Here is a 19,035-nt window from a genome sequence, read left to right on the forward strand (position 1 = left end):
TATGACTACTGAAGCTGATATCGCCCGCCTCAAGGCGGAAGCCCTCGCTGCTCAAGCTGAAGCCGCCGCCGCGAAAGCTGCTGCAGCGCAAGCGGCACTCGACGCCGCGATGGCCGCAACGCAAACCCCGCAACCCGCCCAAGAACCGGTGGCTGAAGAACCACGCAGTCTTTCAGACTACGGAACCCACCTAAAAGACGCCTACGCTTCCTCACCAAACCATCTCACGATCGGCACCTATATTGAAGATGGAGAACCGCAACCAGGCGTGAATATTACGTTACCGATCGGAATGCTCAACCGCCACGGACTTGTTGCCGGCGCAACCGGAACCGGAAAAACACGTACGCTCCAACTGCTAGCAGAAGGACTCTCCGCGGCAGGCGTGCCCGTGTTCCTCACCGATATCAAAGGCGATCTGACCGGGCTCCTTGAAGCTGGAACCGAATCGGAAAAACTCATCGCACGCACAACCAAACAAGGCCAAACCTGGAGTCCGCGCGCATACCCAACGGAACTGTACACGCTCGGCGGAGAAGGAAACGGAACCCCGATCCGCACCACCGTGTCAGACTTCGGACCGATCCTCCTTTCCAAAGTTCTCGGACTCAACAACACGCAAGAATCCGCACTCTCGCTCATCTTCCACTGGGCAGACCAAGAACGGCTAGCGCTCATTGACTTGAATGATGTGCGGGCTGTGGCTACTTACCTCACGTCGGACGATGGCAAGAAGGAACTCGCCACAATTGGCGGAATCTCCAGTGCAACCGCAGGCGTTATCTTGCGCGAAATCGCCGAACTCCAAGCACAAGGCGCCGATGCATTCTTCGGCGAACCCGCGTTCGATGTTTCTGAATTCATCAGAACTACGGCGGATGGCCGTGGCGTCATTTCCGCACTCGAACTGCCAGATGTGTACTCGCGCCCAGCGCTCTTTTCTACATTTGTCATGTGGCTTTTGGCAGAACTGTTCGAAATCCTGCCAGAACGCGGCGATGCCGATGTGCCAAAATTGGTATTCTTCTTCGACGAAGCGCACCTGCTTTTCAACGGCGCCTCCCCTGAATTCCTCAACCAAGTTGTGCAAACCGTCCGCTTGATTCGTTCCAAGGGCGTGGGTATTTTCTTCGTCACCCAGACGCCAAAAGATGTTCCGGACGACGTACTTGGGCAACTCGGCGCGAAGATCCAGCACGCACTCCGTGCTCACACTCCACAAGATGCCAAGGCGTTGCGCGAAACAGTCAAGACTTTCCCGAACTCACCACTTGATCTGGAGAAGCTCCTGCCGAGCCTCGGAACGGGCGAAGCGATCGTGACTATTCTTGATTCGAAGGGACGCCCCTCCCCTGTAGCACCAACTCGTATCTGGGCGCCGTCCGCATCCATGGGTGTGGCATCCGATTCGGCGATCAAGGCTGCTTTGGACGCATCACTTTCCATGGCCAAATACAAAGACGTGGTTGATCCTGAATCAGCCTATGAACTGCTTGAAGCCCGCATGGAAGCAGAACGGCTTGCCAAGATTAAGGCACAAGCCGAAGCCGCAGCTCAAAAGGAAGCCGAAAAACTTGCACGTGAACAGGCAAAAGAACAAGATCGCCTAGCACGCGAACTAGAAAAACAGATCGCAGCAGAAGAACGCGCCGCAAAACGCGAACAAGAACGGCGAGCACGCGAAGCGGAAAAAGAAGCCGAACGTGCAGCAAAACGCCGCGATTCTATCTTCGATTCCGTGATCAAAACTGCCGGACGAACCTTGGCACGCGAAATCACGCGTGGCCTGTTCGGAACGCGCCGCAAATAATGTGACGCCGTTACGCGGCTAAACAGATGGCCGGGAATACCTAGATTCCCGGCCATCTCTACGTTTCTTACGATGCTCACGCATCGCGCGGTTACTTGCGGTATGTCAAAGTAACGGTAAGTGTGCGGGCCATTCCTGGAGCCAACACAATCGAACCTGCAGCATCTGGGCGGTTGAACGCATCAGCCACATGTGACAATGGTTCAACAGCAATTGAACCGCGAACGTTACGTGTTGCACCATCTGCCGTGTAGATGTGAACCACTGGGGCTTCGGCTGGTTCTTGAACGATGTCTATTTGTGCATTTGTGGATGGATCACGAAGGATCGTTGTTACAACACCGTTTTCATCTGGAACGAGCCCACGGAACGACGTATCGAGCTTTGTGGAACCCAAGAAATCAAGCTGGTAAGGAGCCTTAATGCCAGCATAGGCGGCTTCGCCTGGCCGTGGGATCAACGATGAGTTGAAGATGATGCGGGTGCGTGCGGGGATAGTCAGTGACATGTTCGATGCACGTGAACCTGGGAAGCGAAGGTATGGATGCCAGCCGATAGCAAATGGAATACCGTGGCTGTGTTCATGGCGTGCCATGAAAGAAACAGTCAAGTGCTCTTCATTATCTGCTCCGGTATCAAGCGAGAAAGTGACAGATAGTTCGAACGACCACGGGTAACCGGAAGAACCTGGGAACTTGTGGGTGAGTGTAAGCGCGCCATCCGTATTGGTGGCATCAAACTGTGCTTCACCAACAAGGCCGTGTGCCGCACCTTCTGGAAGTTCATTCACCGTGTAGGTTTCGCCATCATACACATAGGACGAACCGGTGAGACGGCCTGGCCAAGGGGCCATAACCTTGGAACGAGCATCGCGCCCATCTTCCATTTCTGCCACAGATTCGTATCCGTCAATAACGTTGATTCCCGGGCGAGGCTCCCAAGAGATAAGCGTGGCACCACGTTCAGCCACAAGTGCAGTTGCCCCGCTAGCAGAGGTTAGTCTCCATGCCGGCATCCCATCAAATTTGGTTGCTTCGATTGTTGTACCAGCCATCGCCACCACACATTCTCCTTTTTCGTATCGTCACAAGTACCGCCCGCCGCGGTTTTCGTATTAGCTTACTCTCTTATCCAGAACATGTGATAACTCGAATCCCATATTGTGGAAAATTCTTATCCTAAATTCCTTTGCCCGGGTAAAAGTGAGGGTGTGCAGCAAAAATTGCTGCACACCCTCATACACCGTCTATCACGGAACGACGTTCACGAGGTTTGGTGCACGCACAATCACCTTACGTGGTTCGCCGTCAAGGAATTGCGCAACCTTCTCTGATGCCAGCGCCAACGCCTGAAGATCTGCATCCGAAATATCAGTAGGGACTTCAAGACGATCACGAACCTTGCCCTTCACCTGAACAACACACGTAACGGTATCATCCACGAGCAACGATTCGTCCGTTACTTCAGGGAAAGGTACGTGTGCCAACGATTCAGAGTGTCCAAGGCGCGCCCACAGTTCTTCCGCAATGTGCGGTGCAACTGGCGATGCCAACAGAACAAGTGCTTCAGCGACTTCGCGGGTAACTGGCTTACCTGTGACATGGTTGTTGAGCACAATAATCTTGGCGATCGCAGTGTTGATGCGCATGCCATCGAATTCTTCACGCACATCGCGAATCGTACGGGCAACCAGCTTGGCTGTTTCCTTATCAGTTGGTTCATCAACGATAACGAGTTCGCCAGTTTGTTCATCAACAATATTGCGCCACAGACGCTGTAAGAAACGCTGAGCCCCAACAACTGCACGGGTTTCCCATGGACGATCGGCATCGAGTGGGCCCATCGACATTTCGTAAACACGGAAGGTATCAGCACCGTACTGTTCAGCCATCTCATCTGGGGTAACGATGTTCTTCAGGGACTTGCCCATCTTGCCGTATTCACGGTTCACAGGTTGCCCGTTCCATTCGAACGTCACTTCGCCAGAACCATCGGTGGCGGCAACTTCAACAACCTCATCTGCTGGCACGTACTGGCCGCGGGAATCAGTGTATGCGTATGCCTGAACATAGCCCTGGTTGAACAGCTTGTGGAATGGTTCGCTAGAGCTCAAGTAGCCTAGATCGAAGAGAATCTTATGCCAGAAACGTGCGTAGAGCAGGTGCAAAACTGCGTGTTCTACACCGCCGATGTACAAATCGGTACCGCCAGCCGGCTTACCTTCCTTTGGACCAATCCAGTACTCTTCGTTTTCTGGAGCAATGAATTGTTCGCCGTTGCGCGGATCGATGTAGCGCAGTTCGTACCAACATGAACCTGCCCAGTTCGGCATGGTGTTGGTTTCGCGGGTGTACTTCTTGAGCCCATCGCCCAAATCCAATTCCACATTCACCCAGTCGGTGAGGCGGCCAAGTGGCGGTTCTGGTTCAGAATCCGCATCATCCGGATCGAACGAACGTGGTGAGTAATCAGGGGTATCTGGCAGTTCCACTGGCAACATGGAATCTGGCAGGGAGTGTGCCACACCATCTTCATCGTACACAATTGGGAACGGTTCGCCCCAGTAGCGTTGGCGTGAGAACAGCCAATCACGCAACCGGTACGTGATCGCGGCCTTACCGATTCCCTTTTCTTCTAGCCACGCGGTGATCTTGGCCTTGCCAGCCACCTTATCCAGGCCGTTGAGCGAGATTTCGGAATTTTCAGAGTTGATGATTGGGCCATCTTCAGTCCATGCCGATTCGCCATCGAAATCTTCTGGGGTTTGAATCGTTGGAATAATTGGCACGTTGTACGCGCGCGCAAAATCGAAATCACGCTGATCGCCAGATGGAACGGCCATGATTGCACCGGTTCCATAGCCCATCATCACGTAATCTGCGGTGAACACAGGAACCTGTGCCCCATTCACAGGGTTGGAAGCGAAGATGCCGGTAAAAACGCCCGTTTTCGTTTTTTCCATATCCGCACGTTCCTTATCAGACTTGCGGGAGGCTGCACGCTGGTATTCCTTCACTGCGGTTGCAGGATCTGCTGCCCCACCAGTCCATTCAGGCTGTGTATTTTCTGGCCATTCGGCAGGAAGTGCTTCCCCGGCCAACATTGGGTGTTCTGGCGAAACGACCATGAAGGTTGCGCCGAAGAGAGTATCTGGGCGGGTGGTGAACACGGTAAGGGTGTGATCGGAATCGGCGCCGTGCGCAGTGAAATCGACGTGTGCGCCCTGAGACTTACCGATCCAGTTACGCTGCATCGAACGGACCTTTTCTGGCCAATCAACTTTGTCCAGATCTGCAGCCAAACGATCAGAATAGGCGGTGATACGCATCATCCACTGGCGCAGGTTGCGCTTGAAAACTGGGAAGTTGCCACGTTCGGAGCGGCCTTCGGATGTAACTTCTTCGTTTGCCAACACGGTACCGAGGCCTGGAGCCCAGTTCACCGGGGCATAATCGACATAAGCCAAACGGCGGGCATCCACAGCTGCACGGCGTTCTTCGGGGCTCATCTCAGACCAAGCCTTGCCCTCTGGCGTTGGGATCGATCCATCGGCAAATCCAGCGATCAATTCAGAAATTGGGCGGGCGCGGCCAGTGGTGCCTTCTTCACGGCCTGGAGCTTCCGGATCGTACCAGGAGTTGAAAATCTGGGAGAAGATCCACTGAGTCCACCCCACGAAATCGTTATCGGTAGTGGCAACGGAGCGGCGCTTTTCATGCGACATCCCGAGGCGACGCAATTGCCCCCGCATGTTATCAATGTTCTGTTCTGTTGTAATGCGTGGGTGTTGGCCGGTTTGCACAGCATATTGTTCTGCTGGCAAACCAAACGCATCGAAGCCCATGGTGTACAAGACGTTTTTACCTTGCATGCGCTGGTAGCGTGCCAAACAATCGGTTGCAATGAAACCGAGTGGGTGCCCAACGTGAAGGCCCTTGCCTGATGGATATGGGAACATATCAAGCAAGAAGTAGGCTTCCGGAGCCAGTTCGCCATCTCCAGCAAGTTCGCCTACTGGGTTTGGAGCGTTGAATGTTTCTTCGCGTTCCCACCGATCTTGCCACGATGCTTCGATCTTATTGGCAAGTTCGGCAGTGTAGCGATGCGGGAAGCTCTCTATTGCCGACATGATTCTCCTTATTTTTCTAACAAAATCATTTAATTCCCATGGTATCGCAGGCCACCGACATTCTTTGAGTGCGCTTTGTGTGATCCACCAAACGTCATCGAGAGGTAGACTACAGTTATGAGTAGTATTTTTACACAGATTATTGCAGGCAACATCCCCGGGAAATTCGTGTGGGCTGACGACGACGTGGTAGTCATGGCCACAATCGAACCGGCACGTCCAGGGCACGTGATGGTAGTCCCACGCGAAGAAGTTGCGAAGTTTAACGACGTCGATCCTCGCGTTTTCGCGCACGCTATGTCCGTTGCACAGATTATTGCTACTGCTCAAGAAAAAGCATTCGGCGTTGAACGTTGCGTTGTATCAATCCTTGGTTTCGAAGTTCCACACACTCATATTCACGTAATTCCTGCCGAATCTGAAGCAGCCGCAAACCTGCATAACGCAACTGCAGCACCCGCGGTCGATATCACCAAAGCCATGATGCAACTACGCGGTGCACTCTTCGATCTTGGCTATGGCGAACACGTCCCAGAATATATGGATGCTCTATAACCTGCGCTCATACGAAAAATAGTGGCAACTGTTCCCAGAAGGTCACAACGATCAGCAGGATAATAACTGCATACCCAACCCCGGCGCCGAGCCAGCGATTGCGTGCAAGTGCGCGCCCGGCGTCGGCGGTTTTATCCCCAAAATGCCCTGACTGTGCCACGCGAGAAATCGTGTGAGCAAACAAGGTGATCGTGACAAACCATGTGACTAAGCAGTACGGACACAGCGAACCTTCAACCGCAAAACTTTCGTACATGAACCAAGCGATCCACAACATGCCTGCACTAAGCGCGGCCGCCAAAACGCACCATAACCAGCGCGCGAATCGAGCACCCGAAACCAGCGCAAGACCAAGCGCAACGATACCTGCAAAAAATGCTAACCCGTACACCGAATTAGACACGCCAAAAAAGACCTCATTTTGCCAGGTACCAACCCATTTTCCACACCCCACCAGCGGATTGATATCACATGGCAAAACACTATCTGGGTGCAATAATTTCTGCTTTTCAGCAACTAGCAACGAAATCGCCGCCCATACGCCAATCGCACCGCAGATCGTCACTAACCAGGCAAAACCGGGTTCGGCGCCACCCGCACGCTGGTGAGATGTAGGGCGAGACTCATACTTTGCAATACGCGCATCGATTTCAGCTTCGCTCAACTCGCGCACAGACTTCTTACTCATGAGCGCCACATCTTTCATCTACGTAACTGGTAACAAACTCAACTGTATCTTGCCAACCTGTTACAGCGTAGGCCGAAATACCAAGTCGAAGCACAGGGAAATCGTTACCGCCTTCATCAAGACGATCCCCTACAAACAACATATCGTCAATAGCAATGCCCGTCTGCTTCGACAACTCTGCAATACCATACGCCTTATCTACTCCAGATCGAGTAATATCAACCGACGTGGAACCGCCAGACCGTACCTCAAGCCCAGGCAAATCTGCCGCAACAGCGCTACGCAACGCCTCTTTCTTCGTCTTATCAGGATCCCAGGCCTTCTTCGCATCAACCGGAGCCTCCTGCCCCAGCGCCGAAAACGTGATCTGAGAACCGCGATCTTCCAAAATCGGACCCCATGTTTCGATTTCCCACAAGCCCAATTCCTTCGCGCGCTTCTCCAACGATGCAAGCGCGGCTGCACGTTCTTCTGGCTCCAGATCACGAGCGTAGATCGTTTCCCAATCGCCATCAATGAAACGCAAGTATCGTGTGCCGCAAGTAGGCATCAGATGCAAGCGAGTCAGTTGCTGCGGGGTTGCGTCAAGATTGGCAAGGAGCTGGGCCGAAAATTGGCCAAAATGACCACCGGAGATCACGCAAACCTCTACGCAATCAAGTAAACGGCACAATGCCTTCGCCATGTGAGGTGGCAACGGAGACTTAGAAGGCGCAAGCGTATCGTCTAAATCGAACGCAATTAAGGCATACTGTGTCATTTTTCTCCAAAGCTCGCGGGAATGTTTGCCCGCAACGTCGCAGGCAATTGATAGGCTGAAAACATTGTACGCACTTAAGGAGATATTTATGAAAGCAAGTCCCGCAGAAGAACATCGTGATAACAAAGTTCCCCTACCGTTGATCACCGCGGCAGCATGGGCTTGGCGATTAATCGTTGTCACGATCGTACTAGCTGGGATCGGCTGGTTGAGTTTTCAGTTCTACACACTCATCATTTCCGTGATGGTGGCGCTTTTGCTAGCAGTGATCTTAGAACCTTTAGCATCAGGACTCTCTAAACATCTCCGGTTCGGTTCTGGATTGGCGGCAGCCATTGCGCTACTCACGCTACTCGCGTTCCTAAGCGTACTCATCTGGGGATCTAGCGTGGGCATCATTTCCGGCGTCTCTGAAGTTTCCGATCAGATTCGAGCAGGTGTTAGCTCCATCGTGCAAGAAGTCACCCAACGCTTCCCTAATATCGGCGCGTACGTTAATGAAGCATGGAACTCACTACAAGGAACTCTCACCACAAACTCCGGGCGTATCCTTGGCGGCGTCGTTGCCGTTGGATCAACCGTAACTTCCCTCATTACCGGGTTCGTCTTAGTTCTCTTCACACTCTTCTTCTTCCTTAAAGACGGACGCCGGCTTTGGCACTGGATGGTTCGCCTTCTTCCGTTGCAATACCAGAATTCTGCCAATGAAGCAGGTATTCGCGCATGGGTGATGGTAGGAAACTACACCAAGACTCAGGCTATCGTTGCTTTAGTAGATGCCGTTGGTATTGCCGCAATCGCCCTTCTCCTCAACACGCCTTTCAGTCTTGCGTTTCCTATTGGTGTAATTGTTTTCTTGGCTGCATTCGTACCTATTGTGGGCGCGTTTGTTTCCGGTTTCGTGGCCGTCATCATCGTGCTGGTGAACACCCAATCGTTCTTCATGGCAGCCATGATGATGCTGGGGATCTTGGTAGTTCAGCAAATTGAAGGCAATCTCCTTCAACCTGTTTTACAAGGTAACGCACTAAACATCCATCCACTTGCGATCGTGCTTATCGTGGCAGGTGGTTCTTCCGTAGCAGGTATCGTTGGCGCGCTCTTTATCGTGCCGATCGTAGCGGCCGTCAATGCTATTGTGCTTTACCTGCGCGGGCACGATCTCTACCCATACCTCAACACGATGGAAGATCGGCCAGGCGGTGCTCCACGCGATTTCCTGGAACTTCGTAAAGAACATTGGGAAGACTTCGCCGTGAACGTGGCCCAAAACGATTCTCCAACCGTCCAAAAGCAGACTAAACGCGCCCAACGCAAAGCTATGATCGCAAAGGTTTTCGGCACGTCAGAAAAGAAATAGTTTTCTACTATTGCTCACATAAACAAATGTGAGACTATTGAACATAAACGAGAAAATTTTGAAAGGGATGTTTTCAATGGCAACTCCTCATATTGGTGCCGAGCTCGGCGATTTCGCTCCAGCAGTTCTTATGCCAGGCGATCCAAAGCGTGCGGCACGCATGGCACACATGCTGATGCCAGGTGCCCGCTTAGTCACAGATGTTCGTGGAATCCTTGGCTTCACCGGAGAAGTTAACGGCAAGCCGCTTTCTATCATGGCTTCTGGCATGGGCCAACCATCGCTCTCCATTTACGTAAACGAACTATTCATGCACTACGATGTGCAGCGCATCATCCGTGTTGGCACTGCTGGCGGCCTCTCCCCTAAGGTCAAGGTTGGCGATGTTGTGATTGCTAACGGCGCACACTACGAAGGCGTGATGAACACGTTCCTCACACCAAATACTCACTTTTCCGCAGTAGCATCCTACGAACTGGTTCGCGCAGCAGCAGATGCCGCCGGCGATGATGAGAACGTCGTTGTTGGCCCAATTGTGTCCCGTGATCGCTTCTACGGCGTTGATCCAGCTGATAACGAAGCGCTCGCAAAGGTTGGCTGCCTCGGTGCCGAAATGGAAGCAGGCGCACTATACGGGCTCGCAGCCAAGTATGATCGCCAAGCCTTGTCCGTTCTCACGATCTCCGATCACATCACTGTTCCGGGTGAAGATATGACCGCAGAAGAACGCGAAAACAACTTCCAAAAGGCACTCAAGCTTGCTGTTGCCGCCGCTCACTGCTAACAATCTTTCCTTAAAATAGCGATCACGGCTAACCCTTACGTGCTGCCTGCTTCTGAAGAAGTAGGCAGCACTGTGGTTTCTACCATGTTTCTGATGTCCTTGACGTGCGCACGGCACGGAAAGATGGGAATAACTTCAACATGAATACGGGCTGGGCGTATCTGCAGCGGAGATAGATTTTTTCTGGTTTCACATGGTTCTTTTTCATTCATAGATTCAATAGTTGCACGAGCCTCCCACACACTTTACTGAACACTATGCACATCGCATGCCAGATACCCCACATAACACGTCCGTATGCTGGAACGGGTTGATTTTCAGCATGGAACATGGAAACCTTGAATGTGTTCATCAAGAGCAGCAGAGAGACTCGGCTCGCAGAAGCTGCAGCAACCCACATCAGGTGGGTGCTAACGCCGGGAACGATGGAGGCAAGCATGATTGAGCTCAAGAGCGTATCGAAGGTATATCCTCGAAAGGGCAGCTCAGATGTCCATGCCTTAAACAACCTATCTCTCAGTATCGCTGACAACACGATCCACGGCATTGTGGGCGAATCGGGAGCAGGAAAATCTACACTTATCCGATGCCTCACCGCACTTGAACGCCCAACATCTGGCGCTATTTTAGTTGATGGCCAAGATCTCACTCAGCTTCGTTCATCAGAACTTCGTGCCGCACGCAGAAGAATTGGCATGGTGTTCCAGGGAGCAAATCTTCTCGATGCTCGCACCACCTACGAAAACATCGCTTACCCGCTCCGTATCGCGAAAGTTCCAGCGGCAGAAATCGATACGCGCGTCAAAGAACTTCTTAAACTTGTTGGCTTACAAGATCGCGCCAACTCCTACCCCGCTCAGTTATCTGGCGGGCAACGCCAACGCGTCGGAATCGCTCGCGCCCTAGCAGATAAACCAGCCGTCCTTCTCGCAGATGAACCAACCTCCGCGCTCGATTCAGAAACCACTGAATCAATCTTGAACTTGCTCCAGAGCGTTCGGGAACAAACCGGCGTCACCGTCGTCGTTATTACCCACGAAATGTCCGTTGTTCGGAAAATCTGCGATTCCGTCACGCTACTCGATGCAGGCGGTATCCTTGAAACTGGGCACATTCGCGATATCTTAAGCGATCCATCATCAGTTTTGGCACGCAAGCTTATCCCGCTACCGGAACTCGATCCTGAAGTTGGCGAACTCAACGATATTATCGATCTTTACTTCACGTCACGTCCGGGTGAACCAACTGGATCGCGCGTCCTGAGCAAAGTTGCCGAACTCGGCGCAGATATCGCCGCCGGAACATTCGAATCGGTTGATGATGTGCAAGTGGGCCGCCTAGCCCTCACAGTCCCTATCGGCACTGGTGAACGATGTGCCGCCCAATTTGATAAATCCACGATTTTTGCGCAGGTGCGAGAAGCATGAACACACTACTCACAACTTACCTGCCAGCCCTCATCAACACTGCCCGCAGAGATGAAGGCACGTGGTTCAACCGCCCAATCATCCAAGAGCAGCTGTGGCCAGCGATCATCGAAACACTCTACATGGTTGGCGTGGGGACGATCGTCACAGTGCTCCTCGGGCTGCCGCTGGGGGTCATTCTTGCCGAAACACGCAAAGATGGCTTGATTCCACACCGCTGGGCTCACAAAACTATTGGCGCGTTCGTCAACATCGGCCGCGCAATCCCCTTCATCATCTTAGCCGTTATCGTGCTCTACGCGATCCGATTCATCAACGTTCCATGGCTATCTACTGTTGGCTGGCCGGCCTTCACAGTTGCTCTGATCGTTTCCGCAGTGCCGTATTTTGCACGCCTGGTTGAATCTAATGTGTTGGCTGTTTCCCAAGGAAAAGTGGAGGCAGCACAGATGGCCGGCGCATCACGCTTTGCCATCATGTCTGGTGTACTTGTTCGCGAAGCGCTCCCGTCAATCATTCAATCCATCACGATTCTTACGATTACAGTGATCGGCTATTCTGCTATGTCGTCTATGGTTGGCGGCGGTGGCCTTGGCGCCCTGGCAATCAACCACGGCTATACGCGCCACAACTTTGACGTGGTGATCATTACCGTTATCGTCATCCTTATCATGGTTCAGATCGTCCAGTGGATGGGTGACATGTTTAGCCGGCTGGTGGATCACCGCTAAGGCTCTACCAGCCGGGCTTCCCAGCCTTGGCACGTCCCGTCACGCGCCTGTTTCTTCCCTGCGCGCACGCCATTTATCGTGGCTTCCCATTTATCTGCCACATCCTTAACTTGTAGAGGAACATCATGAAACTTCGTCATATTGCTACGGCTACTCTCGCTTCCCTTCTTGCCCTGACCGCATGCTCTTCTGGAGCGGACAACGGTGCGTCCGGCGCCGCCTCCGATTCGAACACGATCGTGGTGGGCGCCTCCCCTGTTCCACACGCAGATATCCTCAAATTCGTGAGCGAAAACTTGGCCGCATCTGAAAACATCAAGATCGAGATCAAGGAATACACTGATTACATTCAGCCAAACGTGGCGTTGGATGAAAACGAACTGGATGCTAATTTCTTCCAGCATGTGCCTTACTTCGATACTGAAGTTGAAGATAAAGGTTACGAATTTGAACATGGCAAGGGCGTTCAAATCGAACCTTACGCTGTGTTCTCCAAGAAGGTGAAGGATGTTAAGGATCTTGCTGATGGTGCGAAGATTCTTGTAAACAACGATCCGTCTAACCAGGCTCGTGCGTTGAAGTTGTTGGAGAAGCTTGGGGTGTTTACGTTGAAGGACGTTAAGAACCCAACGATTCACGATTTGGCTGAAAATCCACGTAACTTCACTCTTATTGAGGCGGATCCGGCGATTGTTCCAGTCCAGCTTCCAGACGTTGACATCGCGGTTATCAACGGCAACTTCGCTTTGGATCACGGTTTGAGCCCGGCAAAGGATTCGATCGCGATTGAGTCTGGCGAAGATAACCCGTACGGCAACATTTTGGCGTGGAAGAAGGATTCGAAGAAGGCTGAGGCGATCGCGAAGTTGGAGAAACTTCTTCACGATCCGAAGGTTGCTGAGTTCATCCGCGATTCTTACCCAGACGGCGAGATCATTCCAGCGTTCTGAGTTTGACTGATAGGGATCGCCTCACGTGCTTGGGCACGTGGGGTGTTAGGGACGACGACGCGGCTACGCCGATCGCAGATCTGGACTATACCTGTTTGATCGCTTTTAGCGCAACATGGGGGAGGGTTATCATCACCTTTGTTCGCATGTCCCATCAAGGTATCCTGTCATGGTTGTACCATGAGTGAGTCTGTGTTACAAGATGAAGCAATTATTGCCGAATATGGAAACTATGGAGGTGGTATATGAGCGAGCAGATCTACCAGATCATATCGATGGCCGTCTATCTGATGGCGATGGTTGGTATCGGCCTGTGGGCTTATCGCAAAAATACGTCAGTTGATGACTACATGCTTGGTGGCCGCCAACTGAACCCCGCAGTTGCTGCTCTTTCGGCAGGGGCTTCAGATATGTCTGGCTGGCTTTTGATGGGGTTGCCGGGGGCTCTGTATGCTCGTGGCCTTGTGGAGGCGTGGATCGCGATTGGTTTGACGATCGGCGCATGGTTGAACTGGAAGTTTGTTGCGCCGCGTTTGCGTTCCTATACTGAGGTTTCACACGATTCGATCACGGTTCCGTCGTTTCTGGATTCGCGTCTGCGCGATTCGTCGCATGCGCTTCGCATCGTGTCTGGAATCGTCATTCTGTTCTTCTTCACGTTCTATGTATCGTCTGGCATGGTTGCTGGCGGTACGTTCTTCCACGCGGCGTTCGGAACTGATTATCTGACGGGTATGTTGCTGGTTGCGATCGTGACTATTTTTTACACGATTATAGGTGGCTTCTTGGCCGTGTCGTGGACCGATCTTGTGCAGGGCGCGATGATGCTTCTTGCGCTTGTGATGGTACCGGTGATGGGGTTCATTGCTGTGGGTGGGCCGTCTAAAGCGTTCACGTCGGCAACGGCTGTGAATCCTCACCTAACCTCGCTTCTTGGCGAACATTCACTCACCACTACTGGTCTGATTGGTATCGCGTCTGCTGTTGCATGGGGTTTGGGCTATTTTGGCCAGCCGCATATTATTGTGCGTTTTATGGCGTTGCGAAAACCATCAGAGGCGCCTGCCGCCCGCCGTATTGGTATCGGCTGGATGGCAATTTCAGTGTTGGGTGCGATGGGTACTGCCCTGGTTGGAATTGCTTACGCGCATCAACGTGAGATTCCGCTTCTTGATAACCCTGAGCAAGTCTTTATTTACATGGGGCAGATCCTTTTCCACCCACTTATTGCAGGCTTCATGCTGGCGGCGATCTTGGCTGCAATCATGTCCACGATTTCTTCGCAGTTACTGGTATCGTCGTCGGCACTTGTTGAAGATATTTATTCGGTGTTCTTCCACAAGAGCGTGTCTGAAAAGACTGGTGTTCTGCTTTCTCGCGCGGGCGTCACGATTATTTCTGCGATTGCGGCTGGGCTGGCAATATCGCCGTCGGATACTATTTTGAAACTCGTTGCATTCGCATGGGCTGGTTTCGGCAGTGCGTTCGGTCCTGTTGTACTTTTGGCGCTCTTCTGGCGCAAGCTGACAACGTCTGGTGCATTATCCGGAATGATCGCTGGAGCTGTCACGGTAGTAGTATGGAGCAACCTCACTGGCGGAATCTTCGATCTGTACGAAATCGTTCCCGGATTCATCGTGAACTTCGTTGTAGCAACAGGTGTTTCTCTTGTTACCTACAAGGTTAACCCTGTGATCGACGCCGAATTCACCGCAGCCCAACTCATGGCTCACAATTGGGAGGATCGTGAAGATCTACTTAACCGTGTTCGTAACACGGTTATTACGGATACGTATGTAGCTCGATCAACACGTCAGTAAGGCGTCTTATCGTTGGCGTATGGGGAGGGATAGCGCTCCCTCCCCACCTGGCATCTATCTGCCGTTCGTCAATGTCTTGTGGCAATTGTCAAGTATTCTCTTGCAGCGTTGCAAATCGGTGGATCGGGTGGTGCATGCACGCCTAAGCTCAACACCCGTTGAACGCAAGTGGGGGCCGAATCAGACGATTCGGCCCCCTTGCGTCACGCGCAGTTTACATCAGCCCTGCAACCTGCGGTAGCCAGAGCGATACCTGAGGAACAAACACCACGATAAGCAGTGTCAAAATGATTCCCACCAGGAATGGCCACAGCTTGGCAATCACAGGTTCGATTCGCAATCCAGCAACCTTAGAGCCAACGAACAAAACGTTGCCCACTGGCGGCGTGATCACACCAACCGATAGGTTCATAACTACCATCGCGCCAAAGTGAACCGGATCCACACCCAAGTTCGTCACGATCGGCAAGAAGATTGGTACGAAGATCAAAATAGCCGGAGTCGGATCCATGAAGGTACCAATCACAAGCAGAATCGCCATGATGATCAGTAAGATGCCAGTCTTAGAATCTGTAATCGACAAGAGCGTATCCGTAATCAACGTTGGAATACGTGCAAACGCCATCACCCATGACAGGCCAGAAGACACAGCCACAAGCAACATGACCACAGCAGTCGTACGAGTAGAGTCCAGCAAAATCCCTGGAAGATCACGCACGGACAAGTTCTTGTATGCAAAGCCCAACACCAAACAGTACACAACCGCGATAGCCGACGATTCTGTAGCCGTAAACCAACCACCGATAATACCGCCAATCACGATCACAATCATGAACATCGATGGAACTGCACGCCACAACGTAACAAGAGCGAGCTTAAGCGATGGACGCTCCTCATCACGAATAACGTTTTCCTTACGATACAAGATCAACGCAACCACGATACATGCAACAACCCACAGCAAGCCCGGGCCAACGCCCGCAGCAAACAATGCTGCAATCGAAGTAGAAGACACTAACGAATACACAATGAACGTGTTCGACGGCGGAATCAACATACCTGACGGAGCAGACGCAATATTCACCGCAGCCGTATACGGCTTAGAATAGCCTTCCTTCTCCATGCGCGGGCCCATGATCGTACCCACCGCAGAAGCAGCCGCAACAGCAGCACCAGACACAGCACCGAACATCGCATTCGCAACAATATTCGCTTGAGGCATCGACGCCGGCATCCGGCCAACCAAAACCTTCGCAGCATCAATCAGACGGCCAGCAATACCACCATGATTCATCAGCACGCCAGCCAAAATGAAGAACGGAATCGCCAACAGTGCAAAAGAATTAACACCAGTAAACATACGCTGCGCAATAGACATCGCAGCAACATCCGGATTCATTACTGCCATCGCAGCAATCACCGTAGGCAAACCAATCGCGATAGCAATAGGCACAGAAAGAGCAATCAAAAGGACAATTCCAACAAGGAGAATCAGTCCTGCTACAACAGTTGGAGTCACTTCATCTCTCCTTCCGTAACAAGTTCAGTATTCTCAGCAATCTCTTCGCCTTCAGCCACAACACGCTCAGAATCAGGGATCGGATACGTGCTCATCTGACCAGTAGAAATAGCAATCAGATGGCTCACGGTATAAAACACAAATGCCACACCAGCGATCGGAATCACCACATAAACCACACCAATTGTGGTAGGCAACGCAGTCAAATTCTGCGACCAAGCATTCGCCGCAGCATTCGCGCCACCCCATACCAACACGATCACAGCAAACAACAACGCAGCCACATGAGTACCCAACGCCAACAATCGCTCAACCGCATTCGGGAAACGACGCGCCAAAAACTCCACAGCCATATGCCCACGTTCACCATACACATACGCCGAACCCAAGAATGACAGCCACACAAACAAAATCTTTGCCAGCTCTTCAGACCACGTCACAGGCGAATCCAAAACGAGCCGGGAAAACACCTGCCACACAGTTGTTGCAACCAACAACGCAAACAGCAACGCACACACATAACCCACAACCCGGTTAACATGCTGAGTCAAAGCCTTCATCACTTCTCCTCCTTCTTCGCCTTCTGGATACGGTCAAAGAGATCACGCTGCTCCGTCGTGGTCAAAAACTCATCCTTCATCGGAGCCAAAGCAGCATCGAAAGCCGCGCGATCGACGTCGTTAAACACAGCGTTATTCTTCTTCGCAATCGCAACCGATTCCTGCGTGTATTCCTTCCACAACTCCGTATGGAAATCCATCGAATCGTACCAAGCCGAATACAACAACTCACGATCCTTCTGCGGCATCGCATGCAACAAATCAGAACGCATAATCATGTAATCCAAACCAACCAAATGGTTCGTGTACGCGTAATGCTTCGCAACCTCCATATGCTTAGCCGTGTTGAACGACACCTCGTTGTTCTCAGCCCCATCCAAAACGCCAGCTTGCAACGCCGAATACACTTCACCATACGAAAGCGGCGTAGCAGAACCACCCATCAACTCAATCATCCGAATATGCATATCGGACTCCTGAACGCGAATCTTCAAACCCGCCAAATCAGCAGGCTCCCGAATCTCCTTGCTCGTGGTGTAAATGTTACGAGTGCCCTGCGTGTAGCCACCCAAAACCGTAATATTTTCGCCCTTTTCCAGCGAACTAAACAACGGCCCTACAATGTCTTGATCCTGCAACACATCCATCTGATGTTCGATCGACGAAAAAGTCGTTGGCATATTGAGAACCTGGAAATCCTTATTCACATTCTCAAGCTGGGTGCCAGAAACAATCGCCATCTCAATAGCGCCGTTCTTCACCAGCTGCAACACTTCCTGCTGCGATCCCAACTGTTCATTAGGGAAGATTTCAATCTTGTACCGGCCGTTGGTCTTCTCTGCAACGCTCTGCGAAAACTTCTCCAAAGCCTTGAACGACGGGTGCGATTCTGTCTGGTTAAGTGCGATCTTAAAGTACGAAACTGTGTCAGGTTTTCCTACATTAGCAAGATCGATGCCGCCAAAACCAGCACACCCGCCTAATAGTAACGTTGTTGCCGCAAGTACGGCGAACAATCTGCGTCGGTATTTCATCGATATTCCTTTGCATACCTCGTTGAATGCGACAGGCCCACGATGAAAACGTGAGCCTTATGACTCACAACGTTACAGCGCGCAGATTATTTACTCCGCCCTGTTGCCATTTGTTGCCAGAATGCGGCAGACAAGCGTGAGCGCCCTGGTCAGATCTGCAAATGTGAAAGACAAGTTCGGCTGCGCTGGCGCACCATCACGATCCGTTTCTTCGCCAACCGTGGCCAGACCCTGCGAACGAGCCGCCGGCACGTGAATAAAACCGGCCGGCCCCGCGAACGAGGTGAGCACCGCCCGAAAAATCGCGTTACACACGTACTCCCCTGCATTTTCTGACTCTGAAGCAGGTAGCCCCATCGCTTGGAACATTGCAACAATCTGGGCATTGGGCAGGCGCGTCAAAAGTTCTGGTTCGCCATCATCGAGGCGTTCATTGCGCGGCTGGGCACCCGCATTATCCGGAATCCGTGCGTCTGCGATATTTTTGGCGATCTTTTCTGGCGTAATATCCGTACGCCCGCCCGCTTCTCCCACCGCAATCACTGCATCTGGTTCGTGTTCTGCGATCGCCGCACGCAGCGCATCGGGCCCCGTCGCAAACACCACAGGGAGCCGGGCGGTCATGATCGTAATATCACCATCTTCGGTAAGGATATGCCGCGGAAGCCTGGAAACTGCTTCCCAGCTGGCGTTTTCTGTGTCTTTTCCGAATGGCTCGAAGCCGGTAACGAGGATACGCATGGAATCATTCTACGAGGTTCGGTCACGCCGGGTAAAAATTGGCCGTATTTCCGCCGAACCGCTATACCCCGCGCCGGACCATAAAAATCGAACACCTGCACAAAATATGGGAATACGGCACGCCCTCCACGTATGTTGGAGGCCGTGCCGTATTCCCTATGAAATTG

At 52.2% G+C, this 19,035-nt stretch carries 17 protein-coding genes and 1 riboswitch; of the genes, 8 read left to right on the top strand and 9 right to left on the bottom strand.

From position 1 onward, the window contains the following. Position 1 precedes the first annotated feature (1 nt). Entirely contained in the window at positions 2 to 1,810 is a 1,809-nt protein-coding gene (locus ARCH_RS05080) for a helicase HerA-like domain-containing protein (RefSeq protein WP_013170214.1), read from the top strand. A 91-nt stretch (positions 1,811 to 1,901) separates the two neighbouring features. Here the strand turns inward: ARCH_RS05080 and ARCH_RS05085 are convergent, their stop codons facing one another. Both ARCH_RS05085 and leuS read right to left on the bottom strand, forming a co-directional pair. Continuing rightward, a complete protein-coding gene (locus tag ARCH_RS05085; RefSeq protein WP_111724956.1) occupies positions 1,902 to 2,864 on the bottom strand; it encodes an aldose 1-epimerase in 963 nt (320 codons plus the stop codon). A 195-nt stretch (positions 2,865 to 3,059) separates the two neighbouring features. Continuing rightward, positions 3,060 to 5,939: a leucine--tRNA ligase gene (leuS, locus tag ARCH_RS05090; protein WP_013170216.1), complete on the bottom strand. Its 2,880-nt coding sequence runs from the start codon at positions 5,937 to 5,939 to the stop codon at positions 3,060 to 3,062. Between the two features lie 117 nt (positions 5,940 to 6,056). Between leuS and ARCH_RS05095 the strand changes: the two genes are divergently transcribed. After that, the gene (locus tag ARCH_RS05095; protein WP_013170217.1) at positions 6,057 to 6,494 is read left to right on the top strand and encodes an HIT family protein; all 438 of its coding nucleotides are present in this window, start codon (positions 6,057 to 6,059) and stop codon (positions 6,492 to 6,494) included. 7 nt (positions 6,495 to 6,501) lie between these two features. Here the strand turns inward: ARCH_RS05095 and ARCH_RS05100 are convergent, their stop codons facing one another. Further along, positions 6,502 to 7,182, bottom strand: a complete 681-nt coding sequence (locus tag ARCH_RS05100; protein ID WP_049765828.1) for a vitamin K epoxide reductase family protein — start codon at positions 7,180 to 7,182, stop codon at positions 6,502 to 6,504. Then, complete coding sequence (locus ARCH_RS05105; RefSeq protein WP_013170219.1) at positions 7,175 to 7,942, bottom strand: HAD-IIB family hydrolase; 768 nt, start codon at positions 7,940 to 7,942, stop codon at positions 7,175 to 7,177. The genes ARCH_RS05100 and ARCH_RS05105 overlap by 8 nt, the downstream gene beginning before the upstream one ends. 88 nt (positions 7,943 to 8,030) lie before the next feature. On the opposite strand from ARCH_RS05105, the gene ARCH_RS05110 reads away from it, so the two are divergent. From ARCH_RS05110 to ARCH_RS05125, 4 genes are all read left to right on the top strand, one after another. After that, positions 8,031 to 9,302 (top strand): AI-2E family transporter, encoded by a 1,272-nt coding sequence (locus ARCH_RS05110; protein ID WP_013170220.1) that lies wholly within the window; start codon positions 8,031 to 8,033, stop codon positions 9,300 to 9,302. Between the two features lie 76 nt (positions 9,303 to 9,378). After that, on the top strand, positions 9,379 to 10,086 hold the full coding sequence (locus ARCH_RS05115) for a purine-nucleoside phosphorylase (RefSeq protein WP_013170221.1): 708 nt from the start codon (positions 9,379 to 9,381) through the stop codon (positions 10,084 to 10,086). Positions 10,087 to 10,431: 345 nt separating this feature from the next. Further along, positions 10,432 to 10,518, top strand: a riboswitch (SAM riboswitch). A gap of 5 nt (positions 10,519 to 10,523) precedes the next feature. Continuing rightward, positions 10,524 to 11,513 (top strand): methionine ABC transporter ATP-binding protein, encoded by a 990-nt coding sequence (locus ARCH_RS05120; protein ID WP_013170222.1) that lies wholly within the window; start codon positions 10,524 to 10,526, stop codon positions 11,511 to 11,513. Next, on the top strand, positions 11,510 to 12,244 hold the full coding sequence (locus ARCH_RS05125; RefSeq protein ID WP_013170223.1) for a methionine ABC transporter permease: 735 nt from the start codon (positions 11,510 to 11,512) through the stop codon (positions 12,242 to 12,244). The genes ARCH_RS05120 and ARCH_RS05125 overlap by 4 nt, the downstream gene beginning before the upstream one ends. Here ARCH_RS05125 and ARCH_RS10115 read toward each other — a convergent pair. Further along, positions 12,241 to 12,384: a hypothetical protein gene (locus tag ARCH_RS10115; protein WP_170121743.1), complete on the bottom strand. Its 144-nt coding sequence runs from the start codon at positions 12,382 to 12,384 to the stop codon at positions 12,241 to 12,243. The genes ARCH_RS05125 and ARCH_RS10115 overlap by 4 nt on opposite strands. On the opposite strand from ARCH_RS10115, the gene ARCH_RS05130 reads away from it, so the two are divergent. Together ARCH_RS05130 and putP are read left to right on the top strand one after the other, a co-directional pair. Next, the gene (locus ARCH_RS05130; protein ID WP_013170224.1) at positions 12,370 to 13,194 is read left to right on the top strand and encodes a MetQ/NlpA family ABC transporter substrate-binding protein; all 825 of its coding nucleotides are present in this window, start codon (positions 12,370 to 12,372) and stop codon (positions 13,192 to 13,194) included. The two genes, ARCH_RS10115 and ARCH_RS05130, sit on opposite strands and share 15 nt — an antisense overlap. 245 nt (positions 13,195 to 13,439) lie before the next feature. Next, positions 13,440 to 15,014 (top strand): sodium/proline symporter PutP, encoded by a 1,575-nt coding sequence (putP, locus tag ARCH_RS05135; RefSeq protein ID WP_013170226.1) that lies wholly within the window; start codon positions 13,440 to 13,442, stop codon positions 15,012 to 15,014. 214 nt (positions 15,015 to 15,228) lie between these two features. Here the strand turns inward: putP and ARCH_RS05140 are convergent, their stop codons facing one another. From ARCH_RS05140 to ARCH_RS05155, 4 genes are all read right to left on the bottom strand, one after another. After that, positions 15,229 to 16,533: a TRAP transporter large permease gene (locus ARCH_RS05140; protein WP_013170227.1), complete on the bottom strand. Its 1,305-nt coding sequence runs from the start codon at positions 16,531 to 16,533 to the stop codon at positions 15,229 to 15,231. Beyond that, a complete protein-coding gene (locus ARCH_RS05145) occupies positions 16,530 to 17,093 on the bottom strand; it encodes a TRAP transporter small permease (protein WP_013170228.1) in 564 nt (187 codons plus the stop codon). Before ARCH_RS05145 ends, ARCH_RS05140 begins: the two co-directional genes overlap by 4 nt. Next, positions 17,093 to 18,127 carry a TRAP transporter substrate-binding protein gene (locus tag ARCH_RS05150; protein ID WP_013170229.1) on the bottom strand — a complete coding sequence of 345 codons (1,035 nt, stop codon included), beginning with the start codon at positions 18,125 to 18,127 and terminating at the stop codon, positions 17,093 to 17,095. The genes ARCH_RS05145 and ARCH_RS05150 overlap by 1 nt, the downstream gene beginning before the upstream one ends. A gap of 90 nt (positions 18,128 to 18,217) precedes the next feature. Next, positions 18,218 to 18,868, bottom strand: coding sequence for a pyroglutamyl-peptidase I (locus ARCH_RS05155; protein ID WP_013170230.1), 651 nt, complete (start codon positions 18,866 to 18,868; stop codon positions 18,218 to 18,220). Positions 18,869 to 19,035 lie beyond the last annotated feature (167 nt).

It is taken from the genome of Arcanobacterium haemolyticum DSM 20595 (assembly GCF_000092365.1).
Taxonomy (GTDB): domain Bacteria; phylum Actinomycetota; class Actinomycetes; order Actinomycetales; family Actinomycetaceae; genus Arcanobacterium; species Arcanobacterium haemolyticum.